Source organism: Streptomyces sp. NPDC054770 (assembly GCF_053611985.1).
In genome coordinates, this window is sequence record NZ_JBSHBL010000054.1 from 26356 (window position 1) to 41206 (window position 14851).

A 14851-nucleotide genomic window follows, 5' to 3' on the forward strand; every position below is an offset into this window, starting at 1 on the left:
TCCGGTCGTCCATCGGGATCACCTCATTCCCGTTCCGGCGATGCCCTGCACGAAGTACCGCTGCAGGAACAGGAAGAGCACGAGCACCGGCAGCATGACGACGACGGCGCCGGCGAGCATCAGGCCGTAGTCGGTCACGTGCGCCGCCGCCTGGCTGGTGGCCGCGAGGCCCACCGGCAGCGTGTAACTGGATGTGCTCTGGGCGACGATGAGCGGCCAGATGAAGTAGTTCCACGAGTTGAGGAACGACATGATCGTGATCGTCGCGACCGCCGGGCCGGCCATCGGAAGGAAGATCCGGAAGAAGATCCGGAACTCGCCCGCCCCGTCGATCCGGGCCGCCTCCAGCAACTCGTCGGGGATCGACGACGCGTACTGCCGCATGATGAACACCGACATCGGCATCGCCACGCTGGGCAGCGCGATACCGGTGAGGGTGTCCGCCAGGCCCATGTCGACGGTGAGCACGAACTGCGGGACGAACACCGCTGTGAACGGCACCATCAGCGCCGCCATGACCGCGCCGAAGGCGATCCGCCTGCCCGCGAAGTCGAGTTTCGCGAGCGCGTAGCCGGCGGCCGACGCAGCCACGATGTTGCCGACCACCACCATGGCGGCGACCACGATGCTGTTGAGCATGAACCGGCCGAAGCCCTGGGTCCTGAACAGCCGGGTGAAGTTGTCGAGGGTGATGTGGTGGGGGAACAGGGAACCGGGGTCCGAGCGGATCTCGTCGAGGCTGCGCAGCGAGCCGCTGATCCCCCAGAGGAAGGGAAGCATCGTGAGCAGCGCGCACAGCACAAGCGCGGCGTAGAGCAGGGGCCGGGCGACGGGCCGGGGTCGTACGGCACGTCGGACCGTGGCGGTGCGCGTGGTCATGTCGGTGTTCTCCGACGCGGTGACGGCGGTCATGCGCGGGGCCTCAGCAATCGGAACTGGACGATGCTCACCAGGGCCACGAGCACCAGGGTCACGAAGGAGGCGGCCGAGGACACCCCGAACTCGCCGACCCCGAACTGGTGGTAGGTGTACAGCGCCACCGATTCGGTGGAGCCGAGCGGACCGCCGTTGGTGAGCAGGTAGGGCTCGTCGAAGACCTGGAGGTAGAAGACGGTCAGCAGCACCGACACCATGAGGGTGGTGGGCAGCAGCAGGGGGACGGTGATGTGCCTCAGCTGCCGCCACTTTCCCGCCCCGTCGAGGGCGGCGGCCTCGTAGACGTCCTGCGGGATCGCCTGGAGACCGGCGAGGAAGAGGACCATCGCGGTGCCGAAGTTGCGCCAGACGCCGAGCAGGATGACCACGGGCATGGCCAGGTGCTGGTCGTCCAGCCAGTTCGGGCCGGCGAAACCGGCCGCGCCGAGGACCTTGTTGACGGTGCCGCTCGGGTTGAAGGCGTACTGCCAGATCAGGGCGGCCGCGACGATGTTGGTGACGACCGGTGCGAAGAACACGGTGCGGAAGAGGCCGCGCAGCCGCCGGATGCCGGAGTTCAGCGCGATGGCCAGCGCGAATCCGACGCCCATGGTGAGCGGCACGCCGACGGCCACGAAGACGGCGGTGTTCAGGATGTCCCGCAGGAAGGTCGAGTCCTGGAACAACCGCAGATAGTTCTCCAGACCGGTGAAGTTGACCGCGAACGGATGCCGCAGATCCGCGCCGTGCAGGTCGGTGAGGCTGAAGCCGAGCGCGGCCACGGTCGGGATCGCCGTGTAGAGCAGGAACACGACGACGAACGGGGCGAGGAACAGCCAGGCGACAGCCGTTCGCCGCAGGCTCCGGGTGCGACGGCGCGCGGGGGCCGTGACCGGACAGCCGCGCGGTCCCGTGCGCGGCGCCCGGGGGGTGAGGGCGGTGGTCATCGGCGGCTCACTTCGTGCTCGTGCCGACGCTCTCGGCGTACGCCTGGATGTTCGCGGCCGCCTTCGCCGCGGTCTCCTTGCCCTTGGCCACGGCCTCCATCTCCTTGCCCAGCCGGGTCGCGACCTGCTGCCAGGTGCTCACCTGCGGGAACGCCCGCGCCTTTTTCAGCTGCGTGAAGAAGGCGTCGAGGAGCGGCTGGCCCTTGATGGCCGGGTCGCCCCAGGCCGACACGGCCGCCGGCAGCGAGCTGTACGCCTTGAACTGCGCGACCTGAGTGCTCGGCTGCGAGACGTACCGGACGAACTTCCACGACGCGTCCGCGTTGCCGCCGGTCGTGAGCACACCCCAGCTGCCCCCGCCGGAGAAGGAGGCGCTGTCGGCGGCGCCGGCCGGCAGCGGCGCGGTGGCGACGTGGGACGCCGTCCAGCCGGTCTTCTTCGCGGCGGTGTCGAGCTGGCCGACGACCCAGGGGCCGGTGATCATGCAGGCGGTCTTGCCGGAGACGAAGTACGGCTGGGAGTCGAGGAAGGTGGGGGTGGCGGTGTCGGCGACGCCCGAGGTGAAGAACGACGCGTTGTACTTGATCGCGTCGACCATCGCCGGTGTGTCGAGTGTCCACTTCCCGTCGGCGGAGAGCAGGGTGCCGCCGGCCTGCCAGGCGTACATCGCGGCGTCCTGGCCGTTGAAGATGTCCCAGCCGTTGTCGGCCCCGAGCCCGTGCACGGCTCCGGCACCCTGCAGCGCCTTGAAGAACGGCACCATCTCGTCCCACGTGGTCGGCGCCTTGACGCCCGCTTTCCTGGCGAGGTCGGCGCGGTAGACGAGGGCGTACGTGTACGCGTACCAGGGCACCGTGTAGGCGACGCCCTTGACCACACCGGCGTCCCACAGGCTCTTGAAGAAGCTGCCGGAGTCGACGAGCCCGTCCGGCACGGGCCGCAGGATCGACGGATCGAGGAACTGCGCCTGCGACTCGGGGAAGAACTGGGCCACATCGGGGCCCTTGCCCGCCGCGATCGCCGCCTGGAGCTTGGTGTAGTACTCGGAGTTCGGTATCAGCGTGAACTTCACGGTGACGTCCGGGTTCGCGGCCTTGAACGGCTTGATCACCTTGTCGAGCACGCTGGCGTCGTCCTGGGTGGCCCAGACATTGACGGTGCCGGTGGCCGGGGTGGTGCCGATCGGCTTGACGGCGGCTTTCGCGCCGGTGGTCTCGTCACCGCGCCCGCAGCCGGTCAGGGCGAGGGTGCCGAGGAGAGCTGTGCCGGCGGTCAGTCTGAGGACGCCGCGGCGGGAGGGGTTGGACACTCGGGGGCTCCTGTCTCATGACATCACTGAGGACAGTGATGTTTTTTCGTGAGAAAGCACCTCTTGCGGCTTGACAGACCCCATGGGTGCGATGACGCCTATGCGACTGCCGGTAACGCTATGAAGTACCTATTTCGGCGGCGTGCCGGACCCGTCACGAATAATTTCGGAACTTGTAGCGAAATCGGGGCCCGCTGGTCGTCGCCGGGATGTGGGTGCTGGTCGCGGAGCATGAGACCCGGGTGCCGGGCCGCTCACTGGTGCTGCGGGCGGTTGTGTCCCGGCGGCGCCGAAGTCCCGGCGGGTCGAGTCGCCGGCCGGGGTGTGGCGCATCGATCAGTTGACGGCCTACGCCGACGACGACCTGGCAGCGGGTTTTCTGTCTCGCCTACGGGCCGGTCTGTGCGCCGGGGGGGGGCGTCACCGTCGAGCGGCTCGTGCAGGTCGCCGGCGCACGCCGGGCCGCCGAGGTGTGCTTCCAGACAGCCGGGAACGAGTGCGGCCCGGAGGAGGATCAGGTGCTCGCCTTGAGGCTCCGGCGGGGGCCGTCCGTTCTGTGAACGTCACACTCCAGGCCGGCGGTCACCCACGAGCCCGGTCTCGCCAGGCTCAGGTGGAGATGTTCTGCGATCTCAGTGTTGGACAAGCCGCGGGCGATCAGGCCGAGCACCTCCAGCTCGCGGTCGGTGATCGCGTCCAGCGAGCTGCTCGGCGGGCGCATCGGCTCTGGGCGGCGGGCGAACTCCGCGATCAGGCGGCGGGTCACCGAGGTGGCGAGCAGTGCCTCGCCCGCAGCGACGACGCCGATGGCGGCGAGGACCTCGGTCGGCGGGGTGTCCTTCAGCAGAAAGCCCGCGGCTCCCGCGCGCAGGGCTGCGTAGACGTACTCGTCCAAGTCAAAGGTGGTGAGGATGAGGACGCGGACGCCGGCCAGGTCCGGGTCCGAGCAGATCCGCCGGGTCGCCTCGATGCCGTCCAGTTCTGGCATGCGTACGTCCATCAGCACGACGTCCGGCCGCTCGCTGCGGGCGAGTTCCACGGCCTCTGCTCCATCCGCGGCCTCACCCGCGGCGGTCGTGCCGGGCGTGTGGTCGACAAGAGGAGTGACGCCGTGACCAGAGCCGCGAGCACGGTTCCCAGGACCCCGAGCGGCCAACGACGACGTACGGCGATCGGCAGGCCGACCGCGGCGGCGATCAGGCAACCGAGCCAGAACGGACCTGTGAAGGTGGGTTGGGCGTCGTCAGCGGTGAGGCGGGCGAAACCGACGTACACGGCGGCCGGGGCCAGGGCCACGGCGAGGTCGAGGGCGTAGAAGAGGTCCTGCCCTTTGGGCTTCATGGCCCGACCGTGTCCGTACGGGTGCACTCAGTCGGCCTGTCCGAACAGCACCATCAGCCCGAGCGTCACCAGGGTCAGTGGCACCCAGCACAGCACCGCCTTCCGGCTGGGACGGGGCCCTTCAGACAGCAGTGCCAGACCCAACGGGCCCAGCCCGGCGCACAGTCCGGCCAAGGCCACCAGCGGCTGAGGGGTGGTCCCCTTGAGCACTCGGAGAGGCAGTGCCGCTGTGAGGCCGAGAGCGGCGGCCCGGACCGGGCCCAGCACCCGGGTGCGCCAGGCCCCGAGAACAAGGACGAGCCACCCCGCGAGGATGGCGAGATTCGGCGCGGCGAAGACGTGGAAGGCACCGTACCCGGCGGAAACCGCGTGGAAGGCACGAGCGAACAGCCCACATGACCAGGACTCCGCCCCACAGGCCCCAGCCGGCGCTCCGGGCCCCGATCCGTGCGGCCACCACCGCCACAGCGGGCCAGAGCAGCACGCTGCCTGCGGCAAAGAGGCCGTATGCGGTGGCCATCAGGGTGGGATGCCGCTCGTACGCGGCGAGCTGGTCGGGATGAAGTGGAAGCGGGCCCGCAGCAACGCGCCGGTCAGCATCAGGAGTGGGCCGAGCACCATGCTGACCCCGCCCACCCAACGTCCTGGGAAACCGGTGCCTTCCATCCGCTCCCCAGGCAGCGCGTCGCGCAGTCGGGCGCCGATCGCTGCGGCCGGAGTGACCGTGGATCTCGTCGGGTTCGTCATGCTGACGACGATGCCGTCGCCGTCGCCGCGGCGCGTCGGACCAAGAGCTGAACTGCAGGGTCAGACCTGGGTATGACCGTCGGGCCGCCTGGAGGCACGGCGTCCAGACCGCTGCATGACCAGTTGACGCCCTGCCAGGAAGGCCTCCGCTGGGAAACACATTCGGCACACATGAGGCCGGGAAACTCCGTGAACACATGAGGACCACGGAGGGGTGTTTTCCCAGGCGAGACACCCTAAGGCCAACGTTTCCGCAGGTCACAGCCCCGTCCGGGGAAGACTCCTAAAGCGGGTGTCGCAGGTTCGAATCCTGCCGGGGGCACAGAGAGAAGGGCATCTACGGCTCGCCGTAGTTGCCCTTTCGCATCCAGGTCTGCCGACCGGCTCACCCGGTGGATACGACACGGGCGCCAGGGGCCTGGCGGATGTCGGCCCGGGTCTGACTGCCTCACCAACGCCGTGGAGGTACTGGCGCCCCTCGCCCCGGCTCTGGCCTCCAGGCCGCGAAGGCTCCTTCCACCAAGGCGTCCCAGAATCACGACGACATCCTGCTACCGGTCGGCCGGATCGCCGTGGACCACAAGGGGTCCCCCGAACAGAGGCCCCCGTCGTTACTGAAGCCATTGGGCCGTTCGAAGGAGCTGAGGCAGCGAGACGGCCAAGAGTGTCACGGACCGTCGGCTGCTTTTTTCCCGCTCTCAGCGTGATTCCAAGCCAGGACAGGGCCGACGCCCAGGCCCCTCCCCAGCATCAATGGCCCTTACAAGGGAGAGTTACGGATATATCTGCATTTTGTAACGCGAATCGTTTCCTTGGTCTGGTGTCGCCGTGGAGGGCCACAGTGTGGGCCTCGGCACCGAGCCGGGAATTACGGATGGCACGCCCGGCCCCAACCAGGGTCGGTGTGCACGAACGTGAGGTGACAGATCCATGTCTGTTTCTCGTACGACGGTCCGCCTGATCGCCACCTGTGTGGCTTCGGGCGCACTCGTCGGCGCGGCCGCCATGCCGGCCCTGGCCGCCGGAGCCGGCCACGACCGCGGCGACGGGAGGGGTTACTCGCACAGTCACAGGAGCGACCACGACCACGACGGCCACTTCGGCGACCGGGACCGGGACCGGCGCCGGGGCTGGGACCGCGACCGGGTCTGGGACCGGGGGCGCGACCGGGACCATGACCGGGGCGAGCACCACGGCTGGTACAGCGACCGGCACCGGGATCAGGACCGCTACCCCGGCCACCGCTAGCCCGCCTTGGAGGCTGTGCCGTGACGCGGAGGCCCACCCCCCGCTGCCACCCGTTGTCACAGCCGGCACGGCCGCTGCACCCAGCCGGAGGGCCGAAGACCGTTCCTTGCGGCCTTCGGCCCTCCGGCTGGGTGGCACACCGTGCGGTCGTTGCCCAGGTACCGCACCACCAACGTCCGGTAGCGGCCGGCCTTCCAGGGAAACAGCGCGACGATATCGCCGCCACTGAGGGGTGTTTCCCCAGGCCAGACATCCCATTGGCGACGTTTCCGCAGGTCACATCCCCGCCCAGAGGATTCTCCCGCAGCGGGTGTCGCAGGTTCGAATCCTGCCGGGGGGCACGCTGTATTGCACGGGCCTCGCCAGGCCCCACCCGATCCGCGCGCAAGGCTGCCGCATCGGTCGGTCAGCAGATGGTCATCCCCCGATGCCGTGGGCGAGGAGGCTCTCGGCGGTTTCCGCGATGGTGTCCTCGATGGGCCGCGCCCGCCACCCGAGAAGCCGCTCCGCCTTGGCGCTTGTGGCGTCGAGATCCCGGCCCAGCTGGTGCCTCAGCAGTCGCAGTTCCGGGTTCACGGCGCCCAGCGCTCGCGCGAGCCACACGGGCATTTCACGGGCCGGGACCTTCGCAGCGCGCTCTCCCAGGCGGTCATGCAGAATGCGCGCGATTTCAACGACGCGCAGGCTGTGCCCGGCGATTGCAAGGAAGCGCTCGCCGGCGGCTGCCGGATCGGTCATCGCGCGCAGGTGCAGATCCGCGACATCGCGCACGTCGACGAAGCCCATCCCGAAGGGAGGGCACGCAGGAACCCGTCCCTCGATCATTCTGCGCACAAGACGCAGCGATGGCGGGTCGTCGGAGCCGAGCAGTGGTCCAAGGACACCCACGGGATGAACCGCTGCCAGTTCCATCCCACCGCCCTCGTCCTCGACGAACTGCCAGGCGGCGTGCTCGGCGAGGGTCTTGGACCGCTGGTAGGGCGGGATGTCGCTGTCGACGTCGGTCCAGTCCTCCTCGGTGAACGGGGTCGAGCGCGGCGGGTGCCCGATCCCGACGGCACCGAAGGCGCTCGTCAGGACGACTCGGCGCACCTTCGCGTCGCGGGCGGCACGCAGCACCCGCAGCACGCCCTCCCGGGCCGGGACCACCAACTCGTCGTCGGTCGCAGGAGTACGGCGCAGGGTCGGCGAGGCGACGTGAAGGACGAAGTCGCAGTCGGCGACGGCGTCGTCCCAGCCGCCGGGGTGTTCGAGGTCGGCGCGTACGACCGTCAGACGGTCGTCATCGAACGGTGCGGCCGCGTGCAGCCAGGAGCGCAGGGCGGGCTCGCGTCGCAGGTCGCGGATCGTGGTGCGTACGGTGTGCCCGGCTTCGAGCAGGGCGAGGACGCACCAGCTCCCGATGAATCCCGTCCCGCCGGTGACCAGTACCCGTGTCATCTGTGTCTCCTCAGCTCGTGACTCGTGTGTCGAGAGGCGTCAGCGGGCTCGTCGCATGACGTCGTTGTGCAGCCGCCACGCTGCTTCCGAGGAGGGCGTGGCCGATCATGATCGGGTAGATCACGGCGCGCTCGAACATGCCGACGTTCCACATCCAGCCGGTGAACACGTCGGCCATGAAGAGGGGGAACGCGATCAGGCCGACGGTGCCGAGCGCGATGCTCGCGATCGACCGCCCCCTGGCGAGACCGATGCGGTCTCCGCCGGCTCCGACGACGATCGCCATGGTGTTGCCGGCGAGCATGACGCCCTGCGCGCCGAAGGTGTGGAACGCGATCAGGCCGTTGTCGACGTTCGCGTTGGAGCCCTGGAAGATGCCGACGAGCGAGACGCCGGCGCCTGCGAGGACGGCGAGGCTCACGATGACGATCGGGCGGGTGCCCTTGCGCGGGTCGAACACTAGGAGGGTGCCGACGATCAGGAGGATGCCGTAGATCACCCAGCCCGCGTCCATGACGGCGCCGAGGGGGGAGTTCGCGACCTGGCCGAACGCGGTCTGGGCCGGGCCGGTCAGGCCGAGGTGGCTGACCCAGTCGTGCAGGGGCGAGTACGGCGGATCCTGCCATGCGGCGGCGGTGACGAATTCGGCGAGCCAGGACACGAGCGGGCCGAGGAGGATCAAGAGGCCCCCGGCACGGGCAGCGGCGCCGGAGCGGACGATGGAGTTCATGCGAGGGCCACGCCGGGGACGCGCTTGCGGATGGCCTCCATCTCGGCCTCGTCGGAGACGCCCTGCCAGTCGTACCGGGGGGTGTACGGGGCCTCCAGGGCGCGCACTTCGTCGTCGGTGAGCTCGACGTCGAGGGAGGCCACGGCCTCGTCGATCTGCTGGATCGATCCGGCGCCGACCAGGGGTGCGGTGACGACCGGCTGGCGGCGCAGCCAGGCGAGCGCGACCTGAGCGCGGCTGACTCCGTGCGCGTCCGCGACCTGCCCGACAGCATCGATGATCGCGTGGTTGGACGCCTCCTGCTCGGGCGAGTAGAGCAGGTCCGCATACGCGCCGTCCGTCTCGGAGCGCGCCGTCGAGCGGGCGTCGTCCCACGCGCGGGCGAGACGGCCGCGGGCCAGCGGCGACCAGATGACCGTGCCGACGCCCTCGTCCAGGCAGAGCGGGATCATCTCCCGCTCCTCCTCGCGGGCGAGCAGGTTGTAGTGGTCCTGCATCGACACGAACCGCGCCCAGCCGTGCTGCTTCTGCAGGTGCAGAGCCTTCGCGAACTCCCACGCGTGCATGGACGAAGCGCCGAGGTAGCGGACCTTGCCGGCCTTCACGAGGTCGCTGAGTGCCTCCAGCGTCTCCTCCCACGGGGTGGCGTGGTCGTTGCGGTGGATCTGGTAGAGGTCGATGTAATCCGTGCCGAGGCGGCGCAGGGAGTGGTCGACCTCGGTCATGACCGCCTTACGGGACAGTCCCCGTCCGTTGGGTCCCAGCCGCATCGGATGGCGCAGCTTCGTGGCGATCACCACGGCATCGCGGTCGGCGAAGTCCCTGAGCGCCCGGCCGAGGATCTCCTCGCTGGAACCGTTGGAGTACATGTTCGCGGTGTCGAAGAAGTTGATCCCCGCCTCCAGCGCGTGCCTGATGAGCGGGCGCGCGTCCTCCTCGCTCTTCGACCAGACGGGGTGGCCCCGGTCGGGTTCGCCGTAGGTCATCGCGCCGATCGCGATCGGCGACACGTCGAGGCCGGTCATGCCGAGCTTGATGTAATGCATGACGCTCCTTAAAGTATATGGAGAGCTCTCCGGATAACGTAGTGGAGAGCTCTCCACTTAGCAAGGTGAGGTCCTGTGGTCCGTTCAGACGCCCGTGAGAACAAGGCGCGCATCCTCGCCGCCGCACGCGAAGCGTTCGCGGCGGACGGCAGCACGTCGATGAACCAGATCGCCCAGCGGGCGGGAGTCGGCGCGGGCACCCTGTACCGCAACTTCCCGACCCGCGAGGCGCTGGTCCTGGCCGTCTACCAGGACGAGGTCGCACGCATCGTCGGCACGGTGCCGGACCTGCTGGCCCAGAAGCCGCCACTGGAAGCGCTCCGCCTCTGGACGACCGACCTCGTCGAGGCCATGCGCAGAAAGCACGGCCTCGGCGACGCCCTCAGCGCAGGCGCGCACCAGGCGATCACCGAGCAGAGCTACGGACCGGTGATCACCGCGATCACCGAGCTCCTCGACGCCGGCAAGAAGGACGGCACCATCCGCGCGGACGCCGATCCCGGCGACTTCCTCCAGCTCACCGGCGCGTTGTGGCGGGCCGCGGCCGGCCCCGAAGACCGGGCTCCCCGCATGCTCGCGCTCATCCTCGACGGACTCGGCACGCACCGATAGACGCTGCGCACCCTTCGTAGTGGCCGACGCGCCATTCGGTCAGGAGGACGGTGGCGTCGCCGTCGAGCCGACCGCAGGTCCGGCGCCAGGCCCTACGGCGACATGCCCGAAAATGAGCCAGTACGGGATGCGCACGGCCTCGCCGTCCAGCTCGAAGCCCAACTCACACAGCTTGCCGCCCAGATGACGCGAGTGCGACGCACCAGCGAGGCGGCGCTGCTCGTCGGCCACGACGTGGTCCCGGTCTGGGCGCCGGTCTCTGGGGAGGCGCTGGTGCGCATCGCCTTGGACGAGGTCACCGGCCGTACGTTTCCCCTGACCGACGGCCCACTCGGCGATGGCCGGCCACCTCGGCCCGGCGTCGTCGCGACAGGTGTGACGCCGAGCATCGGAGAGACGGAAATGGGGTAATCGTGACTTAACACCTATATAGGGAAAGGTCTGCCGATCTCTCCGAGGACCCCATGGGACCGTTCCCGACTGGTCCGGGCGTGTCAGACTCCGGCCCGGCCGATGACATTCCCGAGATGCTGCGCTTCCCCGATCCCGCGCGGCTGGAGCTGGACCGCGCCGTACAGGACCTGCTCGACCGCGTCGGCGAGGTACTGCGCACTCAGGGTCGGCTACGGGATCTGCTGCATGCTGTCCTCGCCGTCTTCCATGCGACCGGTGATCTGGCCGGGTTCCTCCAGATGGCAGGGTGGCCGGCCCCGCACCCGGCGACCTCCGGCAACAGGTCCTGGAGGCCGTCAGCCACCTCGACACCGTCATCAAGGACATCCGTGCCACCGTCTTTGACCTGCTACACCACGACCAGGCACAACCAGGGCGCAGCCCCCGGGTGACTCGGCCACCAGTCGAGCAAGAGGCAGGCGGCCGACCACCTGGCGCCTCGGGGAAGGGATGAAGCGATGGCCTATCCACACCATCACCGCCACCATGCGACAGAGCGCTGGCACGCACGAGCGGCCGACCGGCGGGCACGGGCCGCTGCGCGCCGCTGGCGCCACACGGGCAGCGAGGCACGCTGGGCACAGAGCGACCTGCCCGCCCGGCGCCTCCTCTCTCGCATCTTCGGAGCCCTGTTCGTGCTGGGTGCCGCTGGTTTCGCTCTGCTGGCCTGGAAAGCAGGCCCGGCCTCCCACCCCGATCAGCTGGTGTTCATCGCGCTGGCCGCGCTCTGCGCAGCGTCCACCGTCGTTGCCATCGCCGACCTGTACGTGATCCGGCGCCGGACAGCTGAGCAACGTCGCTGGAGACGCTGAGCCGTACTCGCACTGCCCGGCATTCCGGCCCCGGCGCCCAGCCCACCAGGTCAGACGTGTGGATGGCTCCCCGGTGACCCACCCGGCGCAGCGAGTTGAACGCCTCGTACGGTCCCTCGCCGAAGGCACGGCTGCCGACCGGGACTTCCGCAGGCCGGCCTGGTCCTCACTTGGCGTGAGCTCGCTGCCGGGGAGGGGCGTGAGCGGGATCAGCGTGCTGTACGGGTGGCAGACAGTACGCTGAATCCAGCGGGATCGGGCCCGCCGCACAGTGTCCGGGAGATGCTTCATGACGGCCGAGATGGTGGCCCCCGCGTGGATGCATGAGCAGATCACGGCGGAGGAGTACGAGTCCTGGTCCGAGGAGCAGTGTGCCGGCATCGAGATCGTGGACGGGATGGTCGTGGTGAGTCCGAGTGCGTCCAAGCGGCACAATCGGCTGGCCCGGATTCTGGCGAACGCTCTGGATGCCGCCGCGGGTCCGGAGTGGAATGCCGACACCGACTTCGACGTCCGGCTTCAGAACCTCCCGCTCACCAATCGCCACCCGGATGTCGTCGTCTACCGCGCAGACACGATCGACATCACCCCCACCCGCCCCGAGCACGTGCTGCTGGTCGCGGAGGTGGTGTCGCCGGGCTCGGAGACCACCGACCGGATCGTGAAGGTCGACCAGTACGCCAAGGCGGGCATCGGCTTCTACTGGCGGATCGAGCAGGCCGCGACAGGCGTTCCTCTCGTGTACACCTACGTTCTCGACCCCGCGACGAAGACCTACCGGGACGGAGACGTGTTCACCGGCGTCCTCAAGGCAGCGGCCCCCTTCCCGGTGGAGATCGACCTCGGCCAGATCTGACCACTCGCTGCTGAGCAGCCGACAGCGCGTGAGCGATGTGTGAGCGGACAGCCCGATACAGAGCGGTATGAGCCAGAGCAAGTGGCTCGCCGTGCGTTTCCGACCAGAGGAAACAGCACCGCGCGGCAGCGCCAGGCACCACCCGGCAAGGGTTCGATCCCACTCCCAAAGCGGGTGTCGCAGGTTCGAAGCCTGCCGGGGGCGCAAAGAAGCAGCAGGTCAGAAGGTCCTGCCGTCCTGGTGGACGAGCGGGAGTGGCCGGACATCACCGTCGACGGGCCGTCACTGCGGATCCCGTTCGTCGAGCCGGACGTGCGCGAGCTGGTCGCGGCCGGGCGGCTGATCGGCATGCCCGCCGTCCTCCAGGCCCGCACCGGGACCCGGGACGGCTGCATGCTCGTCAGCCACTGGACGGTCACCGGGATGGAGCTGATGACCAGCCAGGTCGCGCCGTGGCCCGGCATGGAACTCCGCCTCCGAGCGAAAGGCCCAGGTCCGGACGGAGCCGGCCTCACGCCGCGCAGACGCCCCGGGGTGCGCTAGCGTCCGCTCTACTGCACACGAGTCAGGGGGGCGTCGTGCCGCATCCGATCGGGCGGACGGTTAAGGCCGCCCAAGGGCCGCACCTGGGGCCGCCGAGGCTGCACCCCGGTCGTGAAGGTCACCGCCGCGGGCACCAAACGGGTCTCCATAGCGGCGCTGATCTGCACGAAGGCCGGCCGCAGGCCACGGCTCATCTACCGCATCCACCTGGACCGCGGCCCCGCCAAAGGCCGGCGCAAGGGCTTCACCGAGATCGATTACGCCCGCTTGCTCGATGCCGCACACCAGCAGCTCGGCGGTCCCATTGTCTTGGTCTGGGACAATTTGAACACGCACGTCAGCCGCATGATGCGACGGCTGATCGCCGCCCGGTTATGGCTGACCGTCTACCAGTTGCCGCCGTACGCTCCGGAGTTCAACCCGGTCGAGGGCGTGTGGTCGCACCTGAAGAGGTCGCTGGCCAACCTCACCAAGCACAGCCTCGACCAGCTCACCGCACTGGTGAAGACACGGCTGAAACAGGTGCAGTACCGACCCCGCCTCATCGAGGGACTCATCGCCAAAACCGGACTCGACCTCCAACCACCGCAGCCTCAGCCGTTAAAGATCTTCTAGAGGGAGCCAGGCGGCAGCAGGTGTGGGACGCGGATGCCGAGGATGCCGAAGACCTCATCCTTCGCCAGGCTGCGCAGTTCCGCCAGGAAGGCGGGATCCACGTGGCCCTCCCTGGCCCAGATTCCGGCAAGGGACTCGGCGCAGCGCTGGGCCAAGTCGCTGCGGAAGTCCCCCGCCCGGATGGCCCGGATCAGGGCCGCCTCGACGAACGGACCGGAGAGAAACTCCAGATCCGACGCCGCGTCGTCTTGATCGCCCTCGTGCGCCGTGGGGTCTTCGATGAGGCGTACGAGCAGAACCGCGCGCTCTTCGTCCGGGATCTCCGGATCGCTCCATACCGGGCCCGGCGACGAGACCGCCGCCGCATCCTCATTCACGATGCGGGGCCGCTCCTTCCTGAACAGCCTGTCCAGCCAAGTCCTCATCTACGACAGATCCTCGATCCCGTCCACGATGCCGATACCGACCACGCCACCGACGACACCTCCCAAGATCCCGCCGACCGCGGGTCCGACAGTCCGGAGGTCTGCCCCGAACCCGGAACCGTAACCCGCGCCCGCGAGGCCGTCCGCCGTGCTGACACCGTCGTGGAGGCAGCCTGGATCCGCTCGGTGCCGCCACCACATCGTAGACGTGCAAGGCGACGGTCGCAGCGATCAGCAGCCTGCCGCCGATCTTGGCGGTCGACGACGAGTTGCCTGGTGACGGTGAGGAGCCCGGCATCCAGATGCGTATCGGTCCACATCTGGAAGCACCTCGCCGTTTCGTCCGCAAAGCGTGCAGCGCTGCTGGTGCGGCCGGAATGCCGAGCGCTCCTGATGGGGGGCAATTCCGTCCGCGGCCCGGGCAAGCCGGTCACAGGGGAGGCTGGGTGCGCTCCACATGGCGGGAACTCGCAGTAAAAATGGGCAGATTGCATGTTTGCCGACGGAAGGGTGATCACCTGAAACCTCCTTGACAGGAGAATATTGCGCCATGAGTATCGTCGTGCTTCTGCTGATCGGTAGAGGCTCAGTTGTGAACGAAGCAGGGGGTTCTCGAATGTCCGCGATCGTTTCCACGCTCAAGCACACGAAGTACGTCATGGGTTCTCTGGCGGCGGTGCTCTTCACGGCCTGCATCAGCTGACGCGAGGGTGGGGCGGGCGGCCGTGTGAGCCCCCGCGATACCGTAGTACGGGCTGGGGCGCGCCCTGGTGGTCGGGCTTCCGATGATTGTGCGCGAAGCCGAACGTCGC

Annotated in this window: 16 protein-coding genes, 1 tRNA gene and 2 pseudogenes; 9 read left to right on the forward strand and 10 right to left on the reverse strand. The window is 68.8% G+C overall.

Annotated elements, in window-relative coordinates; translation table 11 throughout:
• Positions 1–18: 18 nt before the first annotated feature.
• The 5 genes and pseudogenes from ACWGKQ_RS35730 to ACWGKQ_RS35750 form a co-directional block, all read right to left on the reverse strand.
• Positions 19–912: a carbohydrate ABC transporter permease gene (locus tag ACWGKQ_RS35730; protein WP_453296189.1), complete on the reverse strand. Its 894-nt coding sequence runs from the start codon at positions 910–912 to the stop codon at positions 19–21.
• Positions 909–1862, reverse strand: coding sequence for a carbohydrate ABC transporter permease (locus tag ACWGKQ_RS35735; RefSeq protein WP_453296190.1), 954 nt, complete (start codon positions 1860–1862; stop codon positions 909–911). Before ACWGKQ_RS35735 ends, ACWGKQ_RS35730 begins: the two co-directional genes overlap by 4 nt.
• A gap of 7 nt (positions 1863–1869) precedes the next feature.
• On the reverse strand, positions 1870–3171 hold the full coding sequence (locus ACWGKQ_RS35740) for an extracellular solute-binding protein (protein ID WP_453296191.1): 1302 nt from the start codon (positions 3169–3171) through the stop codon (positions 1870–1872).
• Positions 3172–3772: 601 nt separating this feature from the next.
• Positions 3773–4327 (reverse strand): annotated as a pseudogene (locus ACWGKQ_RS35745) (response regulator); the annotation flags it as partial.
• Between the two features lie 704 nt (positions 4328–5031).
• Complete coding sequence (locus ACWGKQ_RS35750; RefSeq protein WP_453296192.1) at positions 5032–5259, reverse strand: hypothetical protein; 228 nt, start codon at positions 5257–5259, stop codon at positions 5032–5034.
• Between the two features lie 263 nt (positions 5260–5522).
• Between ACWGKQ_RS35750 and ACWGKQ_RS35755 the strand changes: the two genes are divergently transcribed.
• Together ACWGKQ_RS35755 and ACWGKQ_RS35760 are read left to right on the forward strand one after the other, a co-directional pair.
• Positions 5523–5581: transfer RNA gene (locus ACWGKQ_RS35755), tRNA-Phe, on the forward strand.
• Between the two features lie 608 nt (positions 5582–6189).
• A complete protein-coding gene (locus ACWGKQ_RS35760; RefSeq protein WP_453296193.1) occupies positions 6190–6507 on the forward strand; it encodes a hypothetical protein in 318 nt (105 codons plus the stop codon).
• Positions 6508–6924: 417 nt separating this feature from the next.
• Here ACWGKQ_RS35760 and ACWGKQ_RS35765 read toward each other — a convergent pair whose 3' ends face one another.
• The 3 genes from ACWGKQ_RS35765 to ACWGKQ_RS35775 are packed head-to-tail and all read right to left on the reverse strand — an operon-like array spanning position 6925 to position 9723.
• A complete protein-coding gene (locus ACWGKQ_RS35765; protein ID WP_453296194.1) occupies positions 6925–7947 on the reverse strand; it encodes an SDR family oxidoreductase in 1023 nt (340 codons plus the stop codon).
• A 10-nt stretch (positions 7948–7957) separates the two neighbouring features.
• Positions 7958–8677 (reverse strand): DUF998 domain-containing protein, encoded by a 720-nt coding sequence (locus tag ACWGKQ_RS35770; protein ID WP_453296195.1) that lies wholly within the window; start codon positions 8675–8677, stop codon positions 7958–7960.
• Positions 8674–9723, reverse strand: coding sequence for an aldo/keto reductase (locus tag ACWGKQ_RS35775; RefSeq protein WP_453296196.1), 1050 nt, complete (start codon positions 9721–9723; stop codon positions 8674–8676). Before ACWGKQ_RS35775 ends, ACWGKQ_RS35770 begins: the two co-directional genes overlap by 4 nt.
• 75 nt (positions 9724–9798) lie before the next feature.
• Here ACWGKQ_RS35775 and ACWGKQ_RS35780 point away from each other — a divergent pair, with 75 nt between their 5' ends.
• On the forward strand, positions 9799–10335 hold the full coding sequence (locus tag ACWGKQ_RS35780; RefSeq protein ID WP_453296197.1) for a TetR/AcrR family transcriptional regulator: 537 nt from the start codon (positions 9799–9801) through the stop codon (positions 10333–10335).
• Between the two features lie 39 nt (positions 10336–10374).
• Here ACWGKQ_RS35780 and ACWGKQ_RS35785 read toward each other — a convergent pair whose 3' ends face one another.
• Entirely contained in the window at positions 10375–10566 is a 192-nt protein-coding gene (locus ACWGKQ_RS35785; RefSeq protein ID WP_453296198.1) for a hypothetical protein, read from the reverse strand.
• Between the two features lie 296 nt (positions 10567–10862).
• Here ACWGKQ_RS35785 and ACWGKQ_RS35790 point away from each other — a divergent pair, with 296 nt between their 5' ends.
• The 5 genes and pseudogenes from ACWGKQ_RS35790 to ACWGKQ_RS35810 all read left to right on the forward strand — a co-directional run.
• Positions 10863–11180, forward strand: coding sequence for a hypothetical protein (locus ACWGKQ_RS35790; protein ID WP_453296199.1), 318 nt, complete (start codon positions 10863–10865; stop codon positions 11178–11180).
• Positions 11181–11246: 66 nt separating this feature from the next.
• Positions 11247–11600: a DUF6343 family protein gene (locus tag ACWGKQ_RS35795; protein WP_453296200.1), complete on the forward strand. Its 354-nt coding sequence runs from the start codon at positions 11247–11249 to the stop codon at positions 11598–11600.
• 289 nt (positions 11601–11889) lie between these two features.
• Entirely contained in the window at positions 11890–12456 is a 567-nt protein-coding gene (locus ACWGKQ_RS35800; protein ID WP_453296201.1) for a Uma2 family endonuclease, read from the forward strand.
• Positions 12457–12696: 240 nt separating this feature from the next.
• Positions 12697–12999, forward strand: a complete 303-nt coding sequence (locus tag ACWGKQ_RS35805; RefSeq protein WP_453296202.1) for a hypothetical protein — start codon at positions 12697–12699, stop codon at positions 12997–12999.
• Positions 13000–13047: 48 nt separating this feature from the next.
• Positions 13048–13614: pseudogene (locus ACWGKQ_RS35810) on the forward strand (transposase); the annotation flags it as partial.
• Here the strand turns inward: ACWGKQ_RS35810 and ACWGKQ_RS35815 are convergent.
• A complete protein-coding gene (locus ACWGKQ_RS35815; RefSeq protein ID WP_453296203.1) occupies positions 13611–14039 on the reverse strand; it encodes a hypothetical protein in 429 nt (142 codons plus the stop codon). The pseudogene ACWGKQ_RS35810 and the gene ACWGKQ_RS35815 overlap by 4 nt on opposite strands.
• Positions 14040–14589: 550 nt before the next feature.
• Between ACWGKQ_RS35815 and ACWGKQ_RS35820 the strand changes: the two genes are divergently transcribed.
• Entirely contained in the window at positions 14590–14742 is a 153-nt protein-coding gene (locus ACWGKQ_RS35820; RefSeq protein WP_453296204.1) for a hypothetical protein, read from the forward strand.
• The last annotated feature ends 109 nt before the right edge of the window (positions 14743–14851 follow it).